We start from the raw sequence: 25,200 nt of genomic DNA, 5'->3' as shown, positions 1-25,200 counted from the left end.
TGCCGCCCGTCCCCGTTGCGGGCAGGCCTTCCGCCTGTGCCCGTTGTGGGCACAGGCACACCACCCGTCCTCGCTGTGCGCAGGCATGCCACCCGTCCTCGTGTTGGGCAGACGCGCCGCACGGCGGGCCCACCTGGCTGCCCCGTTGTGGGCAGGCGTGTCCAAAGGCGGGCCCATCCTGGCCGTCCCCATTGTGGGCGCCGGACGAAGCGAGGTGCCCTCCGTGAGGGCCGCCGGGGTGAGTCAGATCCGGCGGCGGGCCTTCCGCGCTCGGCGGACGACCGCGGCCGCGCCCAGCAGCGCGACGGTTGCGCCCGCAGCACCCGCGGCGGTCGCGTCCTTGCGCCCGAGTCGACGCCCGGCGACCGTACGCCTGCCGGACACCTCCTCCAGCAGCTCCGCGAGAACCTCCTCATTGGTCCACTGCGGCCGCCACCCCGCGTCATGCAGCCTGCTGACGCTGACCACCCACGGATACATCGTGTACGCCAGGTCACCGGCCGGAGACGGAGTGAGACCGATCCGATGCAGCCGCGCCGCAGCGCCGAGCGCGACGGTGGAGGGCAGCTCCATGCGCCGGATCTCGCTGAGCTCCTCGACCTCTTCCTGCTCGAGCCACCCGTCACAGCCGACGGCGAGCTCCCCCTCGACCTTCTCCAGGACGGCGTACTCCAGGGCGCTGCACAGATCCTCGACGTGGCAGAACTGCCAGGCCGGCCGCGACCCCGCCACCACAAGGAGGCGAGGCGACTCGAAGTAGCGCGTGAGCGCCGTGTCCGTGCCGCCCACGAGAATGGCGGGCCGCACGACGGTGACGTTCAGACCGGGGTGCGCACGCGGCGCACGCCGGGCGAGCCGCTCGACCTCCAGGAGGTCACCGACCCCGGTCGCCTCCGCGGTCGCGCGCAATTCGGCGTCTTCGGAGAGGGGCAGTTCGTTCTCGGCCAGCGCTCCGTAGACCATCGCCGACGTGCACAGGACGACGCGGTGGACGCCCGCCGCGGCGGCCGCCGTCAGCACGGTCTGCGTACCACGCACGTTGTACGCCGTACGGGCGGCGGCGTCGGTCTCCAGGTCGAGATCGAGCGCGAGGTGCACCACGACGTCCGCGCCCCGCAGCTTCTCGGCGATCGCGGGGTCCCGGACGTCCAGGATGTGCCACTGGGCCTGGGCGCATTCGCCCCGGCGCTCGTCGATGGCGATGACCTGCTTGATCTCTTCCGACGCCGCGAGGCGCTCGGTCAGCAGCGCGCCCACGCCGGACGCGGCGCCCGTGACGGCTACCACCGGCCCGCGGACGGGGGCCGGAGTTGAGAGGTTTCGCGCTGCGCGAACCTGTGGATCTGGGGAACTCACCGGGCGTCTCCAGCGGTTGTCTTCAGTAGATACGCGAATGACGCGTACGTACCAGGTGGCATCCATCCTGCCGCAGGCCATGAGTAGGCGAAGCACTGAGGCCCGAACCCGTCACGGTGTCTACGCTGGGTGGTGTTGTAGGGCAGCCGCCGCCGGAACCGTACCGGCGGCCTGACGAGCCGAGGAATCCCGTGAGTGACACCCCATTCGGATTCGGCCTTCCGCCGGAGGAGCCGGAAGACGGCGACGAGGGCAAGAAGAAGGACACCCCCGGAGGGGGAGGGCAGGGCGCCGGTGGCCCCGCGAACCCGTTCGGTTTCGGGGGCTTCCCCGGAGCGGGCGGCCAGGGCGGCGGCGACAATCCGTTCGCCGCGATGTTCGGTTCGATGAACCCGAACGACCTGGGTGCCGCCTTCCAGCAGCTCGGCCAGATGCTCTCGTACGAGGGCGGCCCGGTGAACTGGGACATGGCCAAGGACATCGCCCGCCAGACCGTCTCCCAGGGCACGGCGGACGGCGTCAAGGACGCCAGCGTCGGCCCCGCCGAGCGCTCCGCCGTCGAGGAGGCCGTGCGCCTGGCCGACCTTTGGCTGGACGACGCGACGTCGCTCCCCTCGGGCTCCGGCGTGGCCGTGGCCTGGAGCCGCGCCGAGTGGGTCGAGGCGACCCTCCCGGTGTGGAAGGAGCTCGTCGACCCGGTCGCCGAGCGTGTGGGCCTGGCCATGGGCGATGTGCTGCCCGAGGAGATGCAGGCCATGGCGGGCCCGCTGATCGGCATGATGCGCTCCATGGGCGGCGCCATGTTCGGCCAGCAGATCGGCCAGGCCGTGGGTGTGCTCGCGGGCGAGGTCGTCGGTTCCACCGACATCGGCCTGCCGCTCGGACCGGCCGGCAAGGCCGCGCTGCTGCCCGTGAACATCGAGTCCTTCGGCAAGGACCTCGGCATCGACAAGGACGAGGTGCGGCTCTACCTGGCCCTGCGCGAGGCCGCCCACCAGCGGCTCTTCGCCCACGTGCCGTGGCTGCGCTCGCATCTGTTCGGCGCGGTCGAGGGGTACGCGCGCGGGATCAAGGTCGACACGGCCAAGCTGGAGGACGTGGTCGGCCAGCTCGACCCGCAGAACCCGGAGCAGCTGCAGGAGGCGCTCCAGCAGGGCATGTTCCAGCCGGAGGACACCCCCGCCCAGAAGGCCGCCCTGGCCCGTCTGGAGACCGCTCTGGCGCTCGTCGAGGGCTGGGTGGACGCCGTGGTGCACGCCGCCGCCAAGCCGCGTCTGTCGTCGGCCGACGCGCTGCGCGAGACGCTGCGCCGCCGCCGTGCGACGGGCGGCCCCGCGGAGCAGACCTTCGCCACGCTGATCGGCCTCGAGCTGCGTCCGCGCCGACTGCGGGACGCCTCGCGCCTGTGGGCCTCGCTCACGGACGCGCGCGGTGTGGACGGGCGCGACGGCCTGTGGGCGCACCCGGACATGCTGCCGACGGCCTCCGACCTGGACGACCCCGACGGCTTTGTGCACCACGAGCAGCTGGACTTCTCCGAGCTGGACAAGATGCTCGGCGAGGCGGCGGGCGGCGGCGCCGCAAAGCCGGACCTCAAGAAGGACCAGAGCGGCGACCAGGCCGACGAGGACAAGGGCGACAGCGACAAGTGAGTCTGTACGACGACGCCGTCCTCGTACTGAAGGCGTACGAGAACGAGGACGGCGACCAGGCCGAGCTGCGCCAGTTCTATCTGGACCACTTGGCCGTTCACCCTGACGACGGTATGTGGAAGGCCTGCACGGACGGGCATGTGACGGCGAGCGCGCTGGTGATCGACCCGTCACGCGGCCGTGTGCTCCTGACGCTGCACAAGAAGCTGCAGATGTGGCTGCAGATGGGCGGCCACTGCGAGCCGGGCGACGCGGCCCTTGCCGCGGCGGCGCTGCGGGAGGCGACGGAGGAGTCCGGCATCCCGGGGCTGACCCTGCTGCCGGGCGGTCCCGTCCGCCTGGACCGGCACCCGATCCCGGGCCCCTGCACCCAGCACCTGGACGTGCAGTACGCCGCGCTGGCCCCCGAGGACGCCGTCGAGGCGATCAGCGACGAGTCACTGGACCTTCGCTGGTTCCCGTACGACGAGGTGGCGGCCGTGGCCGACGAGTCGGTCGTACGCCTGGTGGAAGCGACGAGGAAGCGGTTGTAAGGCAACCACGGGGGCGCCCCTGGAAGGGGCGCGGGGAACTGCGCGACCAGCCACAGCCGGCCCGCAGTTCCCCGCGACGTGTTCCCTGCTCTCCCCGCGGAGCGCTCAGCTCCAGACGTTGCCCTGGTTCTGGCCCCTGGCACCCTGCTGCCCCATACCGAACTGGGCCCTGGCGCCCTGCCCGATAACGGCGTTCTGCGGCGGCAGCATCTCGCTGGGCTGGACCAGCGCGTAGCCCTGGCCCATGAAGCTGAGCTCCCAGCCCTCACCCGTGTTGCCGCGGCGCCGCCACACGCCCGATGAGTGCGTCTGGGCCTGCATCTGCACCCGCAGACCGTTGGACCAGGCGACGATCGCGTCGGCGTCGGCGTTCACGTACTTGTCGGGCGTGACCTCCATCATCAGCGGCAGCCCGGAGGTCATCAGGGCGACCTTGCCGCGTCCGGTGATGTTGAGCTGGTACTTGCCCGAGCCGGAGATGCCGTACTGGCTGTCCACGGCGATGACCTGGTGGGTCAGCGACGAGTCGAGCGCGAGGACATAGCTGCTGTCCACGGTCAGACCGTCCCGGTCCACATCCACTACGTGGATGTACTGGGCGAGGTTGGCGAGATAGACCGTGCCCTGGCCGTGGCAGCGCATCAGGTCGAGGCCCTCGCCGGTGTGCGCGCGGGCGCGCTGGTTGCCCTGGCTCTGGTACTCGGCGTCGAACTCGATCAGACCCTGGTAGGCGACCATGGCGCCCTTGCGGGCCAGGATGTCGTCGTGGCCCTCCAGGGCGACCCGCAGCAGCTGCGGGTTCTGGACGGTGTAGCGCTCCTGAGTCTGCTGCTCGGTGTGCGCGAAAAGTGGGCTCTGCATGGTGTGTTGTTCCCCCTCAGCCCCGTGCCCGGAGACGGTCGGTGCTGTCCTCGCTGGGCTGTACGACGACGATGCCCTCTCCGGAGAAGCCCATCTGGTAGGCCTCGCCGCTGCCGCGCCCGATGAGCGAGCCGGCCTTGAAGCTGCGCTTGCCCTTCACCTTGAGGTTCGGGGACCAGGCGAGCAGCGCGTCCGGATCGACGTACGTCTCGTCGTCGCCACGACCGCAGTCGACGACGACCGGGGTGCCGCGGGAGGTCAGTGCGACCCAGCCCTGGCCAGAGATCTTGACGTTCCACAGGCCCTGACCGGCGAACTTGGCCATGCCCTTGACCCGCTCGACGCCCCACTGGAGGGACGCGTCGAAGGCGAGCAGGTTCGTGCCGTTCACCGAGAGCGAGTCGCCCGCCAGGTTGATGACGACGACGTCGGCTCCGTAGTCGGCGAGATAGAGCAGGCCGTCTCCGGAGCACTTCATCAGGGGCGCGCCCTCGCCGGTCATCCACTCGCGCGCGACCTGACGGACGGCGGGCGGATTCGGCTCGTACTGCACGAACCCTTCGTAGGCGACCATCGACCCCACGCGCGCGAGGAGGTCGTTTCCGGTCTGCATCGCCACCTTGAGCATGTGGTGGCCATGGGTCTCCATACGGGCGGCGACGGGCGCCGGGGCAAAGCCCGAGAGTTGCTGATTCATGACGGGCTCCCTCAGACCTCGTACGGCTGGACGATGATGAAGTTGCCGGGCGCACCCCGGAACTGGAGGTTCACGCTCTCCCCCGTGGAGCCGGCGTACGCGTTGCTGCGCAGCCGGACCTGGCTGGAGACGATGGCCTGCGCCGCCGCCGACCAGGCGACCACGGCGTGGCAGTCGGCGAACGTCGTCGGCGTGACGGGCAGCACGACGGGTACGCCGTGCGTCTTGACGATGACCGTGCCGGTGCCCTGGAACTGCATCACGAACAGCGCGCCACCGGGGATGCCGTGGCCCTCGATCCTGCGCACCTCGTGCTGGAGCGTCTCGTCGAACGCCAGGACGTTCTCAGCGGAGACACAGATCGCGTCCCCCTGGAGCTCGATGGGGTGCAGATGGGTGGCTTCCTCGGCGAGGAAGACCTGGCCGCGGCCGGAGCAGCGCATCAGCTGCATCTCCTGGCCGGTCTGGTTGCCCACGACGCGGCCCGCGAAGCCCGCGCCCTTGTAGCTGAATTCGACCTTGCCCTGGTAGAGCACCATGCTGCCCTGGCGGGCAAGGATAGGCTGCTCGGCGACGCCGAGGTCGACGCGGATCAGCTTCTCGTTCTGCTGCGTCCAGCGCTGACCGGTGGGCGCCTCGCGGTACTTCTGGAGGGCGGATGCCACACCGGCGCCCTGAGGTGCCGCGCCCTGCGGGGCGGCGGGCTGGCCGGGGAACTGGCCCCCCTGGGGCTGCTGGCCGTACCCAGGAGGCATCGGGGCTGCGGGCTGCTGCCCGTACCCGGGAGGCATCGGCGCCTGGGGCTGCTGGCCGTAACCCGGAGGGGGCGGCGCGGTCTGGCCCGGGGCCTGCTGCTGGCCGGGGACCTGGCCGAACTGCGGCTGCTGCGGAGGCTGCTGCTGGCCCGGCTGCCCGTACGGCGCGGCCGGCGCAGGCGGCACGGCGCCGCCCTGCGGCTGGTTCATGGGCGCCACGATGGTCTGCGCGGCGTGCACCGACGGGTCGGCTGGAGCGGGCGCCGGAGGCGGCGTCGCGCCCTGCGGCGGCGCGAAGTTCTGCGCGGGAGCCGGGGCCGGAGCGGGCGCCGGGGCAGGCGCCTGCGGAGGCGCGGCGGCCGCCGGAGCGCCGAACGCGGGCGGAGCCGCGGCGGCCTGGGCGGGCGGTGCGAAGGACGGTGCACCGGCCTGCGGCTGCTGCGCGGCGGGCTCCTCTTCGGCGACCTCGCCGCCGAAGTTCTTCAGGAGCGCGTCGAGCCCACCGTCGAAGCCCTGCCCGATCGCGGCGAAGCGCCAGACGTCCTTCAGGTAGAAGTCGCCCAGCATCACCGCGCGTTCGGTGGAGAACTCGGAGCCGTTGAAGGAGTAGCGGGCCACTTCCTCGCCGCCCGCGACGATCCGGATGTAGCCGGGGGCGACCTGCGACATCTGCCCGGCGCCGTCGATCGTCGCGGTGAACGACAGCTTCTGGATCTTTGCCGGGATCCGGTCCAGCGTGACCCGGAAGGACTCCGTGTCGCCGGCCTGCGCGCCGAGGAGCTGGATGGACTCCTCGGGGGACTTCGGCTGGTTGAAGAAGATGAAGTAACTGTCGTCCGACAGGCGCTCGTCCGCGTCCAGGCCGAAGCAGCTGATGTCGAAGCTCAGTCCGGGTGCTGAGATCTGCACACCTACGTACAGATCGGTCCCCGAAGTGAGGTCACTGATCTTGGCCTTGTGGCCGCGTTGGAATTCCCTGGCCATACGTAACGACCGTCCCCCATCCCGAATGTAAATGCGTCGCGCCAGGCTAACCGCAAAGTCCGACAGTGAGCCAAGCCGGTACAGACCCGGTACACAACCCCGCCATCCCGCCTACACAACCTCGGCGTCCCGCGGCAGTTCACTCCTCGCGGGCGGCGGGCACATGGGGCAGCCGGTCGGCCGCGACCACGCCTTCGAGGTACCCGCGGGCCCGCTCCGTACGGGGATAGGCCTCCAGGAGCCGCCAGAAGCGGGGGCCGTGTCCGGGGACGAGGAGATGCGCGAGCTCGTGGACGAGGACGTAGTCGACGACGTACTCGGGCATGCCCTGCAGCCGGTGCGAGAGGCGGATGCTGCCCTCCGACGGGGTGCACGATCCCCACCGGGTGTTCTGGTTCGTTACCCAGCGAACGGACGACGGCCTGGCCCGGCCCTCGAAGTACTGCTCGGACAGCAGCTCGGCGCGCTCGGCCAGTTCCGCGTCGCCCAGGACCCGCTTGCTCTCCTGGGCCGCGAGCTTGTCGAGCATGACGTCGACCCAGCGCTTCTCCTCCGCCTCGGACATCCGGGCGGGGATGAGCACGACGGTACGATCCCCCTCCCGGTACGCGGAGACCGTTCTGCGGCGGCGGGCGCTCCGTCTGACCTCGACCGCACTCGCCCCCGAGCCGGGTGACGGCGGGCTGGTCGTGCTGCGCTGTGGATTTCCGGCGCGGTGCAGTGGGTCGGCGGGCACGCCCCGACGTTACCCGCTGGGTGTGGGGGAAGTCCCGCCTCCGGGACGGTTCGGCGGTGTTCCCCTCCCCGTGCGATCGATTAGTACGACGAATGCCCACTGCCTGTGGACAACTTTCCGCGGCCGTTCGCCGCGGCGGGCATTCTGGCAGTCGACCGGCGATGCGGACGGGGACCGCGCCGGAGGACAACAGGGGACACGGGGGACGACCATGCATCCGATCTTGAAGCCGGCACTGCGCCGCGGCTGGCGCGACCTGAACACCGTCCAGTTCGGCGTGGCGCCCGCGCACGCGCTGGTGCTCGGCCCGGTGGACACGGCGACGGGCAGCTTTCTCAACCTCCTTGACGGGACACGCGGGCTGCCGCTCCTGCGCGAGGAGGGAAAGCGGATGGGCCTGCCCGACGATCACGTGGACACCCTGGTGCGACGGCTGTCCAGAGCCGGACTCCTGGACGACGCGACGGGCGGCGGTCCGGCCGCCGATGCCCTGCGCAAGCGGAGCGGAGCCATGGACCGGTTGCGCCCCGATCTGACCTCTCTGTCGGTGGTGACTCCCGAACCGGGCGACGGCATGCGGAAGTTGGCGGCGCGCCGCGCCATGCGGGTCCAGGTCCGGGGCACAGGCCGGGTGGGCGCCGTGCTGGCGTCGGTCCTTGCGGGGGCCGGCGTAGGGCAGGTCGATGTGCGGGACGGGGGCCTCGTCGAACCGTGGGACGTGGCGCCGGGAGGTCTGCCCGCCGATGCGGTCGGGGACAGGAGGGACGCGGCGGCGCGGCGGGCGGTGCGGCGCTCGGCTCCCGACCGGCCACCCCGGCCGGGCAGGGCCGATGAGGGGGAGCCCGGTCTCTCCCTCGTGGTCATCGCGCCGCGGGACGGACTCGACGCCCATGCCCCCGACCCGGTCGCCGCCGAGCCGCTGGTCTCCTCGGGGACACCGCATCTCTATGCGGGGGTGATCGAGGGAACCGGAGTGGTGGGGCCGCTCGTCCTGCCGGGAGCGACGGCGTGTGCGGGCTGTCTGTCGCTGGAGCGGGCGGACCGGGATCCCACCTGGCCGCGCATGCTGGCCCAGTGGCGTTCTGGGCACGCGCGTCATGTGACGGCGTGCGATCTGGCACTGTCGACCACGGTCGCCGGCCTTGCCGCGGCGCATGCGCTCGCCTTTCTGGACGGGGCGGCGCCGGCGAGCGCGGGGGTCCGCTGGGAGGCCTCCGTGCCCGCTCTCGACTGGCACACACGGCCGGTGCTCCCCCATCACTCGTGCCCGTGCGGGGCGGGTGCGGTGGATAAAGGGGAACACCCCGCCGGGACCCGAGAGCCGCACGACACAATGGCCGGGTAGGCGCCTGACAAGGCGCGGCTGTCTGGGACTTGGAGGGGCGCATGTCTGATCTTCCCCGGAAGGCGGTTACCCGTACCGCCAAACTGGCCGCGCTGCCACTCGGCTTCGCCGGGCGCGCGACCTGGGGGCTCGGCAAGCGGATCGGGGGCAAGTCGGCGGAGATCGTCGGGCGCGAGCTGCAACAGCGCACGGCGGAGCAGCTGTTCAAGGTGCTCGGCGAGCTCAAGGGCGGGGCCATGAAGTTCGGCCAGGCCCTGTCGGTCTTCGAGTCGGCGCTGCCCGAGGAGGTCGCGGGGCCCTACCGCGCCGCGCTGACGAAGCTGCAGGAAGCGGCGCCACCGATGCCGACGAGCACCGTGCACGCCGTGCTCGAGGAGCGGCTCGGCGAGGACTGGCGCGAGCTGTTCCTGGAGTTCGAGGACAAGCCCGCGGCCGCCGCGTCGATAGGGCAGGTCCACCGGGCGGTGTGGGAGGACGGGCGCGAGGTCGCGGTCAAGGTGCAGTATCCGGGGGCGGGCGAGGCGCTGCTCTCCGATCTGAACCAGCTCAGCCGGTTTGCCCGGCTCCTGGGGCCGCTGATTCCGGGGATGGACATCAAGCCGCTCATCACGGAGCTGCGCGACCGGGTCTCCGAGGAGCTCGACTACGGCCTGGAGGCGCAGGCACAGCAGGCGCACGCCGAGGAGTTCGCGGACGATCCGGATGTCGTGGTGCCCGCGGTGGTGCACCAGTCCGAGCAGGTACTCGTGACGGAGTGGATCGACGGCGTACCGCTGTCGGAGGTGATCGCGGACGGCACGCGCGAGCAGCGCGACCGGGCCGGACAGCTCCTGGCCCGCTTCCTCTTCTCGGGCCCGGCGCGCACGGGCCTGCTGCACGCTGATCCGCACCCGGGCAACTTCCGTCTGCTGCCCGACGAAAAGGACGGCTGGCGGCTGGGCGTCCTCGACTTCGGCACGGTGGACCGCTTGCCCGGCGGGCTCCCCGTCACGATCGGCGAATCCCTGCGGATGACACTGGAGGGCGAGGCCGCCGCGGTCTACGAGATGTTGTGCGAGGAGGGCTTCGTCAAGGAGACGGTCGACCTCGAGCCGGACGCGGTGCTCGACTATCTGCTGCCGATCATCGAACCGATGCTGGTCGAGGAGTACACGTTCACGCGCGGCTGGATGCGCAGCCAGGCGGCGCGGGTCGCCGATCCGCGCTCCCCCGCCTACCAGTTGGGCAAGCAGCTGAACCTGCCGCCCGCGTATCTGCTGATCCACCGTGTGACGTTGAGCACGATAGGGGTGCTCTGTCAGCTCGGGGCGACGGTGCGGATGCGGGACGAGCTCGAGGCGTGGCTGCCGGGATTCCTGGAGGAGGAGCTCGAGTTCGAGGAGGAGCTTGAGGAGGAGGCGGCCGAAGACCCGGCGGCCGGGGCCTGAGGTGGTGGCTCGCGCCTGAGGTGATGGATCGCGCTCACCACCAGGAGGAGTCGAGCCGTCCCTCGATGGATCTGAGGTTCTCGCGCGCGCAGGATTCGCAGAAGTAGCGGCGGGTGCCGTTCTCCACGGAGCAGGTCCAGGTGAGCGGCGCGCCTTCGGCGACCGTTCCGCAGCGGGAACACACGAGATTCTCGGCGCCCGCGGGCTGAGGAGGCTGCTGGTCCACCCGGCGACCCTATCGCCGCTTCCGGAGCTTCGCCCGGCACAACGCACCGCGGGGGCCGGTCCGTTCGGACCGGCCCCCGCGGGCTCTTTCGTGGCGCGCCCTGTTGGGGCGCTCAGCCGATGCCTCGGCTTGTCGGGCGTCTGGTCAGTGCATGACCGCCATGGCGAGCGCGCGCCGGGCACGCAGTGACGCGCGCTCCGCGCGGCGCTGCATCCGGCGGGCTGCCATCAGTCGCGCGGCCGGACGCTGGGCCTCGGCCTCACGCATGCGTTCGTGCATATGCGCACGAGCCATGGCTTCTGGGATGAGTTGCATCTCGCGGGTCCTGTTCTGGCGCGAGTCGTTCGCGCCGGTGGTGGTGAAGTCCGGGGTGGCTGAGCCGGCGGGCTCGGTCGTAACTGCTGCCTTCATCGGGGCCTGCTTCTGAGGGTCGTGCGTCAGGGGGCGATCGATCGTTCCGGTGATGCTCATGCCGCGACCGGGTTCTTGCGCGGACGGCCACGCGGCCGCTTGCGGGCCACGACGACGCCCTGGACGAAGAGCTCGCCGCCCCAGACGCCCCACGGCTCACGCCGCTCCTTGGCGCCGGCCAGGCAGGCCTCCATCAGCGGGCAGGTACGGCAGAGGGACTTGGCGTACTCGACGTCCGCCGGCGACTCGGCGAAGAAGACCTCCGGGTCGTAGGCACGGCAGGGGACGGGTACGCCGAGGTTCTCGATGGCGTCGTCGAGCGCGGTGAGCGCGGTGAGGGGAGTCAAGGTGGAGTCCTCCGTAGGAACGGGCGGGGGGAGCGTCTCTGAAGGCGGTACGGACGGGGCGTGCGCTTCGAGTTGCACGGTGGTGTTCTTCCTCGTCTGGTCGTGCCGGCCTGGGTCGGCCGGTTGGCGGCTGGTACCGGGTCTTGCTCTTGGCCCCTTCGCTCTGTCTCCCTGTTTTGGGGAAAACAGAAGGGCCGCGGATCCCGGGTGGGGTTCCGCGGCCCTGAAGGCGCCGGTCTGATCGAGGATCAGACTGGATCACTCCAGGGTTCGAGCCCACGGAAGGCCCACATCGTGTGGTGGTGCGTCGTCTGCTTCTTGGCTCCGGCACCGGCTGCGGCAAAGGCATAGGCCTGCGCCTGTGCCGTCGCTACTGCTTCCGGTGCCCTGGTCGCTCGCTCACTGCCTTCATTGACCTCAAGCATCGGGAGAACGTTGAGAGCGGTGCGCGGGAAAGCGAGAGGCAGGACGGAGGACTCCGGACGGATGGCGGCGGCAGCGATGCCACCGGACAGACCGGTGCCCAGGTTCGAGAAGCCGAGCAGGCAGGAAGCGACGACCGAGCGATCGGTCATTTTCGCGGTGCTGATGAAGCTCTGGTTGATGCTGATCACTGGAATCGCCTCCTCTCGGCGTCTATGGGATCGACCGAAACCGATCCTGCGGGCTATTAAGTACAGCACGGGGCGAGGGCTTCGGAGAAGCCGCCGTTCCCGTGCTTAAGAACCTATGGGTCTTCCTTGCGCATGCGCAAACTATTTTTTCGACGAGTTTGAATCAGTTCCCATCGGCGCCCCTTACAGGCTCTTGACCTGCGCAGATGGCCAGGACATCGGCGCCGAAGCGATGAAACTTACGAACGCCGACGCCGGGGATCCGGGCCAACTCGCCCTCGTCGTCCGGCTCGGCCTCCGCGATGGCGATCAAGGTCTTGTCCGTGAAGACGCAGTACGCGGGCTGTCCCAGCTGCTTCGCCTGGCCCGCGCGCCACTCCCGCAACCGTTCGTAGAGCCCCTCGTCCATGTCGGACGGGCAGTCCTCGCACCGCATGAGCTTCATCTCGCCCGCGTCGGTCAGGGACCGTCCACAGACCCGGCACCTGGCCGGCGTCCTGCTGGTGCGCCGACGGCTCCGGGCACCACCGCTCCCCTCGGCGGAGCCGCTGCCGCGCTCCACCCCGCCAGGTCCGCCGCCGGCCGCCCGGGCTCCCGCGCCCGCACCGGATCCCGGGCGCAGTCCGTCGAGGAAGCGGCTGGGGCGGCGGTTGGGGCGTCCGCCCGGCGAGCGGGAAAGGGCCCAGGACAGGGAGAGGTGGAGGCGGGCCCGGGTGACGCCCACGTAGAGCAGGCGGCGCTCCTCCTCGATCTGCTCATCGGTCTTGGCGTACGTGATCGGCATCATGCCCTCGGCGAGACCGACCAGGAAGACGGCGTCCCACTCCAGGCCCTTGGCCGCGTGCAGCGAGGCGAGGGTGACGCCCTGCACGGTGGGCGCGTGCTGGGCGGCCGCACGCTCGTCGAGCTCCGCCACGAGGTCGGAGAGGGTCGCATCCGGCTTGGCCCGCACGAAGTCCTCGGCCAGGCGCACGAGGGCCGCCAGAGACTCCCAGCGGTCACGGGCCGCGCCGGAGCCCGCCGGGGGCTGGGTCGTCCAGCCCTTCGTGGACAGGACGGCCCGCACCTGCGACGGCAGGTCCACGACGTCGTCGAGGAGTGCGTCGTTGCCGCCGAAGCGGGCCGCTCCGCGCAGGGCCGCGCCCGCCTCGCGGACCTCCGTGCGCTCGAAGAACCGCTCGGCGCCACGCAGCTGGTAGGGCACGCCCTCGTCGGCGAGCGCCTGTTCGTAGATCTCGGACTGGGAGTTCGTGCGGAAGAGGACCGCGATCTCGCTCGCCGGGACGCCGTCGGCGAGCAGGGCGCGGATGCGGCGGGCTGCGCCCTCGGCCTCGGCGGGCTCGTCCGCGTACTCCGTGTAGACCGGTTCGGCTCCGGCGTCGCGCTGCGAGATCAGTTCGAGGCGGTGGTCGGCGGCGCGGCCCCGGGCCTGGGAGAGCAGGCCGTTGGCGAGGTGGACCACTTGAGGTGTGGAGCGGTAGTCGCGGACGAGCTTGACGACCGTCGCCCCGGGGTGGCGGGTGCGGAAGTTCAGCAGGTGGTCGGGGGTCGCTCCGGTGAAGGAGTAGATCGTCTGGCTGGCGTCGCCGACGACGCAGAGGCTGTCGCGGTCGCCGAGCCACAGCTCCAGGAGGCGCTGCTGGAGCGGGCTGACGTCCTGGTACTCGTCGACCACGAAGTGCTGGTACTGGGCGCGGACCTGGTCGGCGATGTCGTGCCGGTCCTGGAGGATGCCGACGGCGAGCAGCAGGACGTCCTCGAAGTCGATGACCGCGCGGTCGCGCTTGAGGTCCTCGTACGCGGCGTAGAGCTGGGCGATCTCCGCCGCGTCCCGGGGGATGAGGCGGCCCGACTTCGCGGCCGCAGCGACATAGTCGGCGGGCACCGTCTGGGTGACCTTGGACCATTCGATCTCGCTCGTCACATCGCGCAGTTCGTTGCGGTCCAGGCGGATGCGGCAGGCGGCGGCCGCGTCGGCGACGAGCTTGATCTTGCGGTCGACGATCCGGGGCAGCTGGCCACCGACTGCTTTCGGCCAGAAGAACTGGAGCTGGCGCAGGGCCGCGGAGTGGAAGGTGCGTGCCTGGACGCCGGAGGCGCCGAGCTGGCGGAGGCGGCCGCGCATCTCGCCCGCGGCGCGGTTGGTGAACGTGACGGCCAGCACACTGGCGGGCTGGAGGATGCCCGCGCGCACCCCGTAGGCGATCCGGTGGGTGATCGCGCGGGTCTTGCCGGTGCCCGCTCCCGCCAGGACACACACCGGCCCGTGCAGGGCGGTGGCCACCTCGCGCTGCTCCGGGTCGAGCCCGGCGAGCACCGCGTCGGCAGAGTCCGGGACCTGCGGGAAGAGGGTGGAGTGCGTTGCTGATGTCACCCCGCCATGCTGCCAGGTCGCCGGGGGCGTGTGAGCCGGGTTGTCCACAGGGGGGCGTACGCAGTCGTACTAATGCGGGAATGGTGGCCGGGTCACGTACGTTCAGGTCATTGCGATGACGCACCCCGAGCAACAAAGGAGCGCGAGAACATGCCGGGCACTGTGACGATGTACAGCACCACGTGGTGCGGCTACTGCCGCCGGCTCAAGGGCCAGATGGACCGCGAGGGCATCACGTACAACGAGATCAACATTGAGCACGACCCGGATTCCGCGACCTTCGTCGAGAAGGCGAACGGCGGAAACCAGACGGTTCCCACCGTTCTCTTCCCTGACGGCTCGACGCTGACCAACCCGTCGCTCGCGCAGGTCAAGCAGAAGCTGGCCGCCTGAGCGACTAGCCGACGGTGCCCGGCTTCGGCAGGGGCTTTCCGTACCAGAGCTCGATCAGTCGGGCCGCAATCGAGATCCCGTAGGGAGGCTGGACCTCCCCGGACTCGAATGCGGCCCGCAGGTCTTCCCGGGAGAACCAGCGGGCCTCCGAGATCTCCTCGCCGTCCACGTTGATCTCCGAGGACGTGGCGCTCGCCATGAAGCCCAGCATCAGGCTGGAGGGGAAGGGCCAGGGCTGGCTCGCGACGTACTCGACGTCGCCGACCGTGACGCCCGCCTCCTCGAAGACCTCGCGCCGCACCGACGTCTCGATGGACTCGCCGGGCTCGACGAAGCCCGCGAGGGTCGAGAACCGGCCCTCGGGCCAGTGCACCTGGCGGCCCAGGAGAGCGCGGTCCTCGTCGTCCGTGACCAGCATGATCACTGCCGGGTCCGTGCGCGGGTAGTGCTCGGCACCGCACGCCTGGCAGCGGCGGATGTGGCCGGCCGCCGCGATGACGGTGCGCTCGCCGCAGCGCGAGCAGAAGCGGTGCAGGCGCTGCCAGTTCTCCAGGGCGACGGCGTGCACCATCAGGCCCGCGTCACGGGGCGACAGGAGCAGGCCCGCCTCGCGCAGGCCCGCGGGGCGCGCCGACTGGTCCATGCGGCCCGGCAGGGAGTCCTTCTGGAGCGCGAAGTAGCTGACGCCGTCGTCGTCCGTGCCCAGGAAGTAGCGGTGCGCCTCGGTGAGGGGCGCCTCGAAGGACGGCGTCATCACCAGTTCGGTGCTGCCCTCCGGGGTCTCGTCGATGAGCACCTGACCGCCGGAGACCACAAAGACCCGAGTCGTCGGGTGGCTCCAGGCGGCGGCCAGCCAGGCCTCGTCGAGGCGGTGGTGGGCCGCTCGGTCGATGCCGCTCGGTGCGGTGAGCGAGACGGGACGGTCTGCGGTGCGGTCGGTCCAGGTGGTCACAGGTGCTTCCAACTCCCCCGATGGAACGGTTGATTCAGCAGGGCGGTGAGTTCAGTGTGCATCGCGCCAGTGCTCGGCGAGATCGCCCCACAGGTAGGCCGTCGTCTCGACTCCCTTGAGGAGCAGATCGAGCTCGACCTTCTCGTTCGGTGCGTGCCAGCCGTCCGACGGGACGGAGATGCCCAGGAAGAGCACGGGTGCGGCAAGCACGTCCTGGAGGTCGGCCGCCGGTCCCGAACCGCCCTCTCGGGTGAACCGGATCGGCTGCTCGAAGGCCTGTCCCATCGCCCGTACGACGGACTGCAGGGCGGGATGGTCGAGCGGCGTGAGGCACGGGCGCGTGGCTGCGCCGAAGGTGATCGTGTGGCTGATTCCGGCCGGCAGCTGATCGCCGACCCAGGCGCGCACGGCCTCTTCGATACGGTCCGGGTCCTGGCCCGCGACGAGGCGGAAGGAGAGCTTCAGGAGGGCGGACGACGGGATGATCGTCTTGCCGCCCGCTCCTTGATAGCCGCCGCCGATGCCGTTGACCTCGGCGGTGGGGCGGGCCCAGATGCGCTCCAGGGTGGTGTGGCCCGCTTCTCCGTGGGTGGCCCGCGACTTGGCCGTACGCAGCCAGCGGTCCTCGTCGAAGGGCAGCTCCGCGAAGAGTTCGCGCTCGCGGTCGGTGAGTTCGACGATGTCTTCGTAGAAGCCTGGTACGGCCACGCGCGCGTGCTCGTCGTGCAGGGCGGCGACGAGGCGTGCGGCCGCGGTCGCCGGGTTCGGGACGGCGCCGCCGAAGGAGCCGGAGTGGATGTCCTGGTCGGGGCCGTGCAGCTCGATCTCGCAGTCGGCGAGGCCGCGCATGCCGGTGCAGACCGTGGGGGTGTCCTCCGCCCACATGCCGGTGTCCGAGACGATCACGGCGTCGGCCGCGATGCGGTCCTTGTGCTCCTCGATCAGCGCGCGGAAGTTCGGGGAGCCCGACTCCTCCTCGCCCTCGATCAGGAGCTTCAGGTTCACGGCGGGGGCGGTGCGGCCGGTGGCGGCGAGGTGGGCGCGGACGCCGAGTGTGTGGAAGAACACCTGCCCCTTGTCGTCGGCGGCACCGCGCGCGTAGAGGCGGTTTCCCTGGACGACCGGTTCGAAGGGGTCGGTGTGCCAGCCGTCCTCGCGGGCCGCGGGCTGCACGTCGTGGTGGCCGTAGACGAGGACGGTGGGGGCCTTCGGGTCGCCCGACGGCCACTCGGCGAAGACTGCGGGGGCACCGGCCGTCTGCCAGACCTCGGCGGTCGGGAAGCCGGTCTCCTTCAGCTTGGCGGCCAGCCAGTCGGCGCTGCGCCGCACGTCCCCGGCGTGGTCGGGCTGGGCCGACACGGACGGGATGCGCAGCCACTCGGCAAGGTCGTCGAGGAACGCGGCGCGGTGGTTCTGGACATACGAACGGACGGCACTGACGCCATGGGCGGCGCTGACGTCGCTGACCTCGCTGTCAACGGGCTTGCTCATGGTCACGAGCCTAGCCGCCCACCGTGACCGACTCGTCCGGTGGTTCGTCACTCCGCCGCTCACCCGGTTGCACCGCCCGGGTCATCGCCCGGGTCACCGCTCGGTTCCTCCAGGAGGATCCGCTCAAGCTCCGCCCGGCCGGGGAGGCCGGCCGGGCGGGACGTCTCTCCGCTGCGGACGTAGAGGAACGTCGCCTTCACCGACTCCGGGGGCACGTCGTGCTGCTCGGCCCAGGCGAGGCGGTAGACGGCGAGCTGCAGGGGGTCGGCGGTGCGGGCCCTGCTGGTCTTCCAGTCGACGATCTCGTACGTCACGTCGTCGCCGTCGACCTCCTTGTAGACCGCGTCGATCCGGCCGCGGACGACGCGGCCCGCGATCGTCAGCTGGAAGGGCACCTCGACGCGGTGCGGGGTGCGGTGGGCGTACTCGGTGCGCTCGAAGGCCTCCTTGAGGGCCGTCAGGTCGCGCTCGTCGGCGATCTCGGCCTCTCCGGGGGCACCGCCCGGCAGGTCCTCCGGGCCGAGCAGCGGGAGCCGCAGCTCTTCGAAGCGGGTCTCCATCCAGGCGTGGAAGCGGGTGCCGCGGCGGGCGGCCGGCTGCGGCGGCCTGGGCATGGGCCGCGCGAGCTCCTGTGCGAAGCCCTCCGGGTCGGCGGCCAGGCGCAGCACCTCGGACGCGGTGAGCGATCCGGGCACGGGGATGTCCCTGATGGCATCGCGGGCGCGCAGGAGCTCACCGGTCAGCGCGTCCAGGTCCCGGTCCCAGGAGGCGAGCGTGCGGGCCTCCTCCGGAGTGGGACGGGCCCGCTCCGGTACGGCTTCGGACGGGTGCTCCGGGGCAGCCTCGGCCGGGTGCGGACGGGCGTCCGGCGCGGAGGCCTGGTGCGGGACGGCCGCCCGGTGCGAGTCCGCAGGGCGGGGCACCGTCGGGCGTTCCTGGGGCAGGGCGTCCCAGTCCTCCGGGGGGACGTCCGGGAAGTCGGCCTCTTCGTAAGGAGGTTCGTCGTCCTCGGGCGGCGGGGGCCAGTCCGGGTCCTCCGCAGGAGGCGCCTCGTCGTAGGCGGAGGGGTGGGCCGACTCGTGCGAGTGCGCGACCTCCGGTGGCTCGTCGCCCGTCAGGCGGTCCAGGTGGTCGAGGACGGTCCGGGCGGCGGCCCTGCGGCGCTCCAGGGACGCGTCGTCCAGCGGGAGCGGCCACGCGTGCTCGGCGGACGCCTCCGTCAGGGCGGGGTTCTCCTCGCCCTCCTCCGGCTCGTCGGCCCACGCCTCGATCTCGCCGTGGCCCGCCGCGCAGTGTTCGTAGAGCGCCTGGAGGAAGTCGGAGGGACCGCGCGGCTTCTTCTGGGAAGGGCCCCACCAGTGGCCGGAGCCCAGGAGCAGGGAGCGGGGGCGGGTGAAAGTCACGTAGCCGAGGCGGAGCTCCTCGGTGCGCTGGTGGTCCTTCATGTCCTCGTGGAAGGCCTTCATGGACCGGGAGTCCCACGCCTCGATGTCGGGCAGGGTCGCCGCGTCGCCCCGCAGCGCGTGCGGGACGACCTTGCCCTGGGCCGTCCACTTCTCGCGGCCCTGGGTGCTGGGGAACGTCCCGGTCACCAGGCCGGGGACGGCCACGACGTCCCACTCCAGGCCCTTGGACTTGTGGGCGGTGAGCACCTTGACCGTGTTCTCGCCGCCGGGGAGCGCGTTGTCGAGGCCCTTCTCGTACTGGGCGGCCGTGCGCAGGAAGGCGAGGAAGGCGAGCAGGCTCGCGCCGCTGTCGTTCGCGGCGAAGGACGCGGCGACGTCCAGGAAGTTCGAGAGCGTCTCCCGGCGGCGGGCCGCGAGGGCGTGCGGCGACGCGGAGAGTTCGACCTCCAGGCCCGTGACGGCGAGCACCCGGTGCAGCACGTCCATCAGCGGGTCGGCCAACGAGCGCCGCAGGTCGCGCAGTTCGGCGGCGAGGCGGGCGAACCGCACTCTCGCGTCCGCCGAGAAGGGCAGCCCGTCGTCTGCCGCGTCATCGCCCAGGGGCATCTCCAGGAAGGTGTCGAGCGCATCCGCGAGCGATATCACCTCGGCCGGGTCGACCCCCTCGACAGCCGCCGCGAGGCGCCGGTCGGGGTCGTCCGGAGCGGCGTGCCCATGGCGTACGAGGAGGCGCGCGCGGCGTCCCAGGAGGGCGAGGTCGCGGGGGCCGATGCGCCAGCGCGGGCCCGTGAGCAGGCGCACCAGGGAGGCGTTCGCGCCCGGGTCCTGGAGCACCTCGCAGACGGCGACGAGGTCGGCGACCTCGGGCAGGTGAAGCAGCCCGGAGAGACCGACGACCTCCACGGGGATGTCCCTGGCGACCAGCGCGCCCTGGATCTGCGCGAAGTCCGCCGCGGTGCGGCACAGGACGGCGATCTCGCCCGGCGCCTTGCCGGTGCCCACGAGGTGGGCGATGGAGTCGGCGATCCAGTCGATCTCCTCGGCGTGCGTGCGCAGCAGGGCGCAGCGCACCAGCCCTTCGCGCTCGGCGCCGGGCGCGGGGCGCAGGGCCTCCACGCCCGCGTGCATGGCGCGCAGCGGCTCCGCGAGGCCATTGGCGAGGTCCAGGAGACGTCCGCCGCTGCGGCGGTTCTCGCTGAGCGCGTGGCGCGTGGCGGGGCGCCCGTCGGCGTACGCGAAGTGCTCGGGGAAGTCGTCCAGGTTCGCCACGGACGCGCCGCGCCAGCCGTAGATCGCCTGGCAGGGGTCGCCGACCGCCGTCACCGGGTGGCCCGTGCCGCCTCCGAAGAGGCCTGCCAGGAGGATGCGCTGGGCCACGGACGTGTCCTGGTACTCGTCGAGCAGGACGACCCGGAACTCGTCGCGCAGGATCTCGCCGACCTCCGCGCGGGTGCGGGCCAGCGTCGCGGAGAGGGCGATCTGGTCGCCGAAGTCCAGGAGGTCGCGGGAGCGCTTCGCCTCCCTGTAGCGACCGACGAGCTCGGCAAGGTCGAGCCGGGCCGCCGCCGTCTCGGGCACCTTCCGCAGGTCCGCGTTGGAGAGCTTGGCGCTCTCCAGAGTGCGCAGCAGTTCGGTGTCGTACGCGCGGAGCCTGTCGGGCCGTACGAGATGTTCCGCGAGCTCGCTGTCGAGGGCGAGGAGGTCGCTGACGAGGTCCGGGAAGGAGCGGGTCAGCGCGGGATACGGTCCCGGCGCCTCGCGCAGCACGCGCGCGGCGAGCTGGAAGCGGGTGGCGTCGGCGAGGAGACGGGCCGTGGGCTCGAGCCCTATGCGCAGCCCGTGATCGGTCAGGAGGCGGCCCGCGAAGGCGTGGTACGTGGAGATGACCGGCTCGCCCGGAGGATCGCCGGGGCCCGATGGGCCCAGTGCCTCGGGGTCGGTCACCCCGGCCTTGATCAGCGCCTGGCGCACCCGCTCGGCGAGTTCACCGGCCGCCTTGTTCGTGAACGTCAGGCCGAGGACCTGCTCGGGGGCGACCTGGCCGGTGCCGACCAGCCAGACCACGCGGGCCGCCATCACCGTCGTCTTGCCCGACCCGGCTCCGGCCACGATCACCTGCGGGGCGGGCGGCGCGGTGATGCACGCCGTCTGCTCCGGGGTGAACGGGATGCCGAGGAGCTCTTTGAGCTGCTCGGGGTCGGTGATGCGAGGTGGCACGTCAGAGAGGCTAGCGGCGGCCACTGACAACCGGGGCGTGCCCGGCTGCCGGCGGCCGCCGTCACTCAGGGCGTCAGGACGCCATGAGCTCCTGCATGTCCATGACCTCGTTGGGCGCCGGGGCCTTGACGACGACGGGCTTGCCGTAGTCGGTGAAGTTCATCGTGCCCGGGTCGTCCTTGCCCGAGGTGACGACCTTCAGGAAATACGGCTTGCCCTCCATGGCGACGTAGAACGTGGACTTCTTGCCCGACTTGCTCTTCGTCAGGACGGCCGCCTTCTCGCCGTCGACCTCGGCGTCCTTCTCGCGCTTGAGGCCCTTGAGCTCGTCGGACCGGAACATTTCGTCCGCGTCGCAGACGCCGCTCTCCTTCTCGGTCGGCGTCTTCACCCACTTGTCCTTGAACTTCGAGGCCTTGCCGGCCTGGCCGCTGCCACCCATGGCGTCCTTCCAGAACGCCTCGTCGCCCTTCATGTACTGGGTCTTGCCGGACACGAGCAGCTCGGCGGTGCCGTCCGCGCCGCCGTCCACATTGCCCTTGCAGTCACCGGACTTGGCGATCGAGAACTCGACCTTGAGCGGCTTGCCCTCCTGCTGGCCCTCGCCCGCCACCTTGAAGGAGCCCGCGCCCTTGGACGCGTCGGCCGCCTTGTCGGCGATCTTGTCGGCGCTCATGCCCTCGAAGGGGTCCTTCTCCTCGTCCCCGCCCAAGCAGCCCGTGAGGCCGACGATCGCGGCGGCACAGGCGACTGCCGCGGCCAGGAGCTTCCGGTTGGCTGCCATGTATGTATCTCCTCGGAAAGGTGCACGATCGGAGGGTCCGCTGAGTGCACAGATCAGCTTTACCGAGACTTTAGAGGGCCTGTGAGGCTGCTATGAACGCGGCTGCCACGACGTGAGCTTGGCCACTGACGGCACTGTTGCCGCACGTGTCACTCCACGACGTGACGGCCCTCCGGCCGCGCGCTGCACGAGGCGCGGAAGGCGCAGTGGGTGCAGTGCTGGCCCGTGGTCGGCGAGAAGCGTTCGTCCAGGACCTTGCCGGCGGCGGTGGCCAGCAAGTCGCCCACCCACTCTCCGGAGAGCGGCTCCTGCGCCTGCACCTTGGGGAGGCTCTCGCCGCCGTCCTTCTTGGCGGCGCCCTGGCGCAGCTGCACGAGTTCCGCACCGCCCGCTTCCGGGCGTACGCCGTCGAAGGCGTCGTCCACCGCGCCTTCACGGAGGGCGAGTTGGTAGACGGCGAGCTGGGGGTGGCGGGCCACGTCGGCGGCGCTCGGAGTCTGCTTGCCGGTCTTGAAGTCGACTACGTAGGCACGGCCTTCGGTGTCCTGCTCGACGCGGTCCATGGAGCCGCGCACGCGTACTTCGTAGGGACCCGCTTCGAGGGTCACGTCGAAGTCGTGCTCACTGGCGACCGGGGTACGGCTCGCGCGGTCCATCACATGCCACTGGAGGAAGCGTTCGAGCGCCACGCGCGCGTGCTCCTTCTCCTGCGCCGACTTCCAGGGGGCGTCGAAGGCGAGGGAGTCCCAGACCGAGTCGAGGCGCTCCATGAGGACGGCGAGGTCGGCGGGGGTCCTGCCGGACGCGACTTCGTCGGCCAGGACGTGGACCACGTTGCCGAAGCCCTGGGCGGCGGTCGCCGGGGCGTCCGCCTTCACCTCGCGGCCCAGGAACCACTGCAGGGAACAGGTGTTGGCGAGCTGGTCCAGGGCGCTTCCGGAGAGGACGACGGGCTTGTCGCGGTCCCGCAGCGGGACCTCGCTCGCCGTCGGCTCGTACATGCCCCACCAGCGGTACGGGTGCGCCGACGGCACGAGGGGGCGTCCGTCGGCGTCGCTGAGCGCGGCGAGGCGGGCAAGGCGGTGCGCCGCGGCCTCCCTGAGGGTGTCCGACACCCGGGGGTCGACCGTCGTGGCGCGCAGCTCCGCGACGAGCGCCGAGACGGACAGGGGGCGGCGCGGGCGGCCGGTCACGTCCTTGGGCTCGACGCCGAGTTCGGTGAGGAAGCGGGACGGCTGGTCGCCGTCGTCCGCGGGTGCCTTGACGGCGGTGACGACGAGGCGTTCCCGCGCGCGCGTGGCGGCCACGTAGAACAACCGGCGCTCTTCGGAGAGGAGCGCTCCGGGAGTGAGGGGCTCGGCGAGGCCGTCCCTGCCGATGCGGTCGGCCTCCAGGAGGGAGCCGCGACGGCGCAGGTCGGGCCAGAGGCCTTCCTGTACGCCGGCGACCACCACGAGCCGCCACTCGAGGCCCTTGGAGCGGTGCGCCGTCATCAGGCGTACGGCGTCGGGGCGTACGGCCCTGCGGTTGAGGGTGTCCGCGGCGATGTCCTGCGCTTCGGTCTCCTCCAGGAAGTTGAGGGCGCCGCGCCCTCCCGTGCGCTCCTCGGCGCGGGACGCGTACGCGAACAGGGCGCAGACCGCGTCGAGATCGCGGTCCGCGTTGCGCCCCGCGGCGCCACCGCGACGTGCGGCGCGCTCCAGGCGGCGCGGCCACGGAGTGCCGTCCCACAGCTCCCAGAGCGCCTCCTCGGCCGTGCCACCGCCCGCGAGGCGCTCACGGGCCTTGCGGAGCAGCGCACCCAGCCGCTGGGCGCCACGGGCGTACGCGGGATCGTGCGCGACGAGCCGCTCCGGCTCGGCGAGCGCGCGGGCAAGGAGCTCGTCCGAGGGCGGCGGCAGATGATTCCCCGCGGCGCGCTCCTCCTCGCGGAGCGCGCGTCCGAGACGACGGAGGTCGGCGGCGTCCATCCCGGCGAGGGGGGACGTCAGAAGGGTGAGCGCGGTCTCGGAGTCGAGCCAGGCGGGCGGGACGAACTCACTCCCCGCGTCAGCCGCCCCTGGGGCGCTCTCTTCGGAGAGACCCGCCTCGGAGACGCTCTCTTCGGAGAGACCCGCTTCGGAGACCCCCTCTTCAGAGGCACCTCCCACGGAGACACCCCCTCCAGAAGTGACTGCCTCCGCCACCACCCGCAGCGCCGTCAGCAGTGGCGTCACCGCCGGCTCGTGGCGCAGGGCGATGTCGTCGCCGTCTATGTCGAGGGGGACGCCCGCGGCGGTGAGGCTGCGGCGGACCGTGGGGATCGTGTGGGCGCCCGCGCGGACCAGGACCGCCATCTCGCCCCAGGGGACGCCGTCCTCCAGGTGCGCGCGGCGCAGGATGTCCGCGATGTTGTCGAGTTCCGCGCCGGACGTCGGATATGTGTACGCCTCGACGCGGCCGCCGTCCCGGACCGCCGCGAGCTCGCGGTGGGCCCGCACCTTCTCCGCCGGCAGCCTGGTCAGCGGCATGCGGCGGGTCAGAAGCCGGGTGGCGTCGAGGAGACCGGCGCCCGACCTGCGGGACGTGGTCAGGACCTCGACCGGCGCCGGGGTGCCGTCCGCGCGCGGGAAGTCGTCGGGGAACTCCAGGATGCCGTTCACATCGGCGCCCCGGAACGTGTAGATCGACTGGTCCGGGTCCCCGAAGGCGACCAGCGAACGCCCGCCCCCGGCAAGCGCGTCGAGCAGCCGCACCTGCGCCGGATCGGTGTCCTGGTACTCGTCCACGAACACGGCGTCGTACTGCGCGGCCAGCGCCCGCGCCGCCTCGGGGCGCCGCGCGAGCAGCACCGCGCGGTGCACCAGTTCCGCGTAGTCGAGCACGCCCTGCATGTCGAGCACGTCCAGGTACTCGGCGAGGAACGCCGCCGCCGCGCCCCAGTCGGGCCGTCCCGCGCGGCGGGCGAACGCGTCCAGGGAGTCGGGCCCCAGGCCCAGCTCACGGCTCCGGGCGAGCACCGCGCGCACCTCGTCGGCGAAGCCCCGTGTCGTCAGACAGGCGCGCAGCTCGTCCGGCCAGCGGACGCGGCCCATGCCCTCGGACTCCAGGTCGATCTGGCCCGCCAGGAGCTCGCGTACGGCCACGTCCTGCTCGGGCCCGGAGAGGAGGCGGAGCGGCTCGACGAACAGATCGGCGTCCTGGTGGGCGCGGATCAGGGCGTAACAGAACGAGTGGAAGGTCGTCGCCTGCGGGGCCTTCGCCGCCCCTATGCGCAGCGCCATGCGGTCGCGCAGCTCGACGGCGGCCTTGCGGCTGAAGGTGAGGACGAGGACCCGCTCCGGTTCCGTGCCCTTCGCGATCCGCGCGGCGACGGCCTCCACGAGGGTCGTCGTCTTGCCCGTACCGGGCCCCGCGAGCACGAGCAGCGGTCCCCCGGAGTGGTCAACCACCGCGCGCTGGGGTGCGTCAAGACGAGGGGGATCCACGCGGACCGGCGGGGTACGCACCAGTCGATAGGCGCCCGGGGTCCCCTGTCGCACCTGGTGGTGCGACGGGTGCCGGGTGTGCCGAGCTGATGAAGGGGAACTCACGTGGGTCGCCGGTCCTGGTGGGTCTGCTGGTCGAAACTGGTGGGTCTACTGGTCGAAAAACGGCTGC

General features: G+C 71.6%; 20 protein-coding genes. 5 read left to right on the top strand and 15 right to left on the bottom strand.

What is annotated here, in order from left to right:
* Window positions 1-243: 243 nt before the first annotated feature.
* On the bottom strand, window positions 244-1,356 hold the full coding sequence (locus tag AB0O76_RS08080; RefSeq protein ID WP_135334375.1) for an SDR family oxidoreductase: 1,113 nt from the start codon (window positions 1,354-1,356) through the stop codon (window positions 244-246).
* Between the two features lie 191 nt (window positions 1,357-1,547).
* Here AB0O76_RS08080 and AB0O76_RS08075 point away from each other — a divergent pair, with 191 nt between their 5' ends.
* Window positions 1,548-3,008 (top strand): zinc-dependent metalloprotease, encoded by a 1,461-nt coding sequence (locus AB0O76_RS08075; protein ID WP_365486645.1) that lies wholly within the window; start codon window positions 1,548-1,550, stop codon window positions 3,006-3,008.
* Window positions 3,005-3,541 carry an NUDIX hydrolase gene (locus tag AB0O76_RS08070; protein ID WP_365486643.1) on the top strand — a complete coding sequence of 179 codons (537 nt, stop codon included), beginning with the start codon at window positions 3,005-3,007 and terminating at the stop codon, window positions 3,539-3,541. The genes AB0O76_RS08075 and AB0O76_RS08070 overlap by 4 nt, the downstream gene beginning before the upstream one ends.
* A gap of 105 nt (window positions 3,542-3,646) precedes the next feature.
* Here AB0O76_RS08070 and AB0O76_RS08065 read toward each other — a convergent pair whose 3' ends face one another.
* From AB0O76_RS08065 to AB0O76_RS08050, 4 genes are all read right to left on the bottom strand, one after another.
* Window positions 3,647-4,402 carry an AIM24 family protein gene (locus tag AB0O76_RS08065; RefSeq protein ID WP_365486642.1) on the bottom strand — a complete coding sequence of 252 codons (756 nt, stop codon included), beginning with the start codon at window positions 4,400-4,402 and terminating at the stop codon, window positions 3,647-3,649.
* Window positions 4,403-4,418: 16 nt separating this feature from the next.
* The gene (locus AB0O76_RS08060; RefSeq protein WP_365486640.1) at window positions 4,419-5,099 is read right to left on the bottom strand and encodes an AIM24 family protein; all 681 of its coding nucleotides are present in this window, start codon (window positions 5,097-5,099) and stop codon (window positions 4,419-4,421) included.
* 11 nt (window positions 5,100-5,110) lie between these two features.
* On the bottom strand, window positions 5,111-6,838 hold the full coding sequence (locus AB0O76_RS08055; protein WP_365486638.1) for a TerD family protein: 1,728 nt from the start codon (window positions 6,836-6,838) through the stop codon (window positions 5,111-5,113).
* A gap of 139 nt (window positions 6,839-6,977) precedes the next feature.
* A complete protein-coding gene (locus tag AB0O76_RS08050) occupies window positions 6,978-7,574 on the bottom strand; it encodes a M48 family metallopeptidase (protein ID WP_365486636.1) in 597 nt (198 codons plus the stop codon).
* A gap of 211 nt (window positions 7,575-7,785) precedes the next feature.
* On the opposite strand from AB0O76_RS08050, the gene AB0O76_RS08045 reads away from it, so the two are divergent.
* Both AB0O76_RS08045 and AB0O76_RS08040 read left to right on the top strand, forming a co-directional pair.
* Window positions 7,786-8,919 carry a TOMM precursor leader peptide-binding protein gene (locus AB0O76_RS08045; RefSeq protein WP_365486634.1) on the top strand — a complete coding sequence of 378 codons (1,134 nt, stop codon included), beginning with the start codon at window positions 7,786-7,788 and terminating at the stop codon, window positions 8,917-8,919.
* A 41-nt stretch (window positions 8,920-8,960) separates the two neighbouring features.
* Complete coding sequence (locus AB0O76_RS08040; protein WP_365486632.1) at window positions 8,961-10,346, top strand: AarF/ABC1/UbiB kinase family protein; 1,386 nt, start codon at window positions 8,961-8,963, stop codon at window positions 10,344-10,346.
* Window positions 10,347-10,380: 34 nt separating this feature from the next.
* Here the strand turns inward: AB0O76_RS08040 and AB0O76_RS08035 are convergent, their stop codons facing one another.
* The 5 genes from AB0O76_RS08035 to AB0O76_RS08015 form a co-directional block, all read right to left on the bottom strand.
* Window positions 10,381-10,572 carry a hypothetical protein gene (locus tag AB0O76_RS08035; protein WP_365486630.1) on the bottom strand — a complete coding sequence of 64 codons (192 nt, stop codon included), beginning with the start codon at window positions 10,570-10,572 and terminating at the stop codon, window positions 10,381-10,383.
* A gap of 144 nt (window positions 10,573-10,716) precedes the next feature.
* Window positions 10,717-11,043 (bottom strand): hypothetical protein, encoded by a 327-nt coding sequence (locus AB0O76_RS08030; protein ID WP_365486628.1) that lies wholly within the window; start codon window positions 11,041-11,043, stop codon window positions 10,717-10,719.
* The gene (locus tag AB0O76_RS08025; RefSeq protein WP_266870611.1) at window positions 11,040-11,408 is read right to left on the bottom strand and encodes a WhiB family transcriptional regulator; all 369 of its coding nucleotides are present in this window, start codon (window positions 11,406-11,408) and stop codon (window positions 11,040-11,042) included. The genes AB0O76_RS08030 and AB0O76_RS08025 overlap by 4 nt, the downstream gene beginning before the upstream one ends.
* A 170-nt stretch (window positions 11,409-11,578) precedes the next feature.
* Complete coding sequence (locus AB0O76_RS08020) at window positions 11,579-11,944, bottom strand: hypothetical protein (RefSeq protein ID WP_365486625.1); 366 nt, start codon at window positions 11,942-11,944, stop codon at window positions 11,579-11,581.
* Between the two features lie 163 nt (window positions 11,945-12,107).
* Entirely contained in the window at window positions 12,108-14,318 is a 2,211-nt protein-coding gene (locus AB0O76_RS08015; protein ID WP_365486623.1) for an ATP-dependent DNA helicase UvrD2, read from the bottom strand.
* A 150-nt stretch (window positions 14,319-14,468) separates the two neighbouring features.
* Here AB0O76_RS08015 and AB0O76_RS08010 point away from each other — a divergent pair, with 150 nt between their 5' ends.
* Window positions 14,469-14,711, top strand: a complete 243-nt coding sequence (locus AB0O76_RS08010; RefSeq protein WP_249587883.1) for a mycoredoxin — start codon at window positions 14,469-14,471, stop codon at window positions 14,709-14,711.
* A 4-nt stretch (window positions 14,712-14,715) separates the two neighbouring features.
* On the opposite strand, the gene nudC is transcribed toward AB0O76_RS08010, so the two are convergent.
* The 5 genes from nudC to AB0O76_RS07985 form a co-directional block, all read right to left on the bottom strand.
* On the bottom strand, window positions 14,716-15,663 hold the full coding sequence (nudC, locus tag AB0O76_RS08005; protein ID WP_365486621.1) for an NAD(+) diphosphatase: 948 nt from the start codon (window positions 15,661-15,663) through the stop codon (window positions 14,716-14,718).
* 51 nt (window positions 15,664-15,714) lie between these two features.
* Window positions 15,715-17,154 carry a dipeptidase gene (locus AB0O76_RS08000; RefSeq protein ID WP_365486619.1) on the bottom strand — a complete coding sequence of 480 codons (1,440 nt, stop codon included), beginning with the start codon at window positions 17,152-17,154 and terminating at the stop codon, window positions 15,715-15,717.
* 59 nt (window positions 17,155-17,213) lie between these two features.
* A complete protein-coding gene (locus AB0O76_RS07995; RefSeq protein WP_365486617.1) occupies window positions 17,214-20,777 on the bottom strand; it encodes a UvrD-helicase domain-containing protein in 3,564 nt (1,187 codons plus the stop codon).
* 73 nt (window positions 20,778-20,850) lie between these two features.
* The gene (locus AB0O76_RS07990; protein ID WP_365486615.1) at window positions 20,851-21,561 is read right to left on the bottom strand and encodes a hypothetical protein; all 711 of its coding nucleotides are present in this window, start codon (window positions 21,559-21,561) and stop codon (window positions 20,851-20,853) included.
* Window positions 21,562-21,710: 149 nt separating this feature from the next.
* Window positions 21,711-25,133 carry an ATP-dependent DNA helicase gene (locus AB0O76_RS07985; RefSeq protein WP_365486613.1) on the bottom strand — a complete coding sequence of 1,141 codons (3,423 nt, stop codon included), beginning with the start codon at window positions 25,131-25,133 and terminating at the stop codon, window positions 21,711-21,713.
* Between the last annotated feature and the right edge of the window lie 67 nt (window positions 25,134-25,200).

Source organism: Streptomyces sp. NPDC086554 (assembly GCF_040686095.1).
Classification (GTDB): domain Bacteria; phylum Actinomycetota; class Actinomycetes; order Streptomycetales; family Streptomycetaceae; genus Streptomyces.
The sequence above is the reverse complement of the archived record's forward strand: the minus strand, read 5'-3'. Positions and strand labels throughout refer to the sequence as shown.

Excerpts from the sequence above, each read along its gene's own strand:
- AB0O76_RS08065 (WP_365486642.1), bottom strand. The coding sequence starts at position 4,402 with ATGCAGAGCCCACTTTTCGCGCACACCGAGCAGCAGACTCAGGAGCGC.
- AB0O76_RS08060 (WP_365486640.1), bottom strand. The coding sequence starts at position 5,099 with ATGAATCAGCAACTCTCGGGCTTTGCCCCGGCGCCCGTCGCCGCCCGT.
- AB0O76_RS08055 (WP_365486638.1), bottom strand. The coding sequence starts at position 6,838 with ATGGCCAGGGAATTCCAACGCGGCCACAAGGCCAAGATCAGTGACCTC.
- AB0O76_RS08045 (WP_365486634.1), top strand. The coding sequence starts at position 7,786 with ATGCATCCGATCTTGAAGCCGGCACTGCGCCGCGGCTGGCGCGACCTG.
- AB0O76_RS08040 (WP_365486632.1), top strand. The coding sequence starts at position 8,961 with ATGTCTGATCTTCCCCGGAAGGCGGTTACCCGTACCGCCAAACTGGCC.
- AB0O76_RS08030 (WP_365486628.1), bottom strand. The coding sequence starts at position 11,043 with ATGAGCATCACCGGAACGATCGATCGCCCCCTGACGCACGACCCTCAG.
- AB0O76_RS08010 (WP_249587883.1), top strand. The coding sequence starts at position 14,469 with ATGCCGGGCACTGTGACGATGTACAGCACCACGTGGTGCGGCTACTGC.
- AB0O76_RS08000 (WP_365486619.1), bottom strand. The coding sequence starts at position 17,154 with ATGAGCAAGCCCGTTGACAGCGAGGTCAGCGACGTCAGCGCCGCCCAT.
- AB0O76_RS07990 (WP_365486615.1), bottom strand. The coding sequence starts at position 21,561 with ATGGCAGCCAACCGGAAGCTCCTGGCCGCGGCAGTCGCCTGTGCCGCC.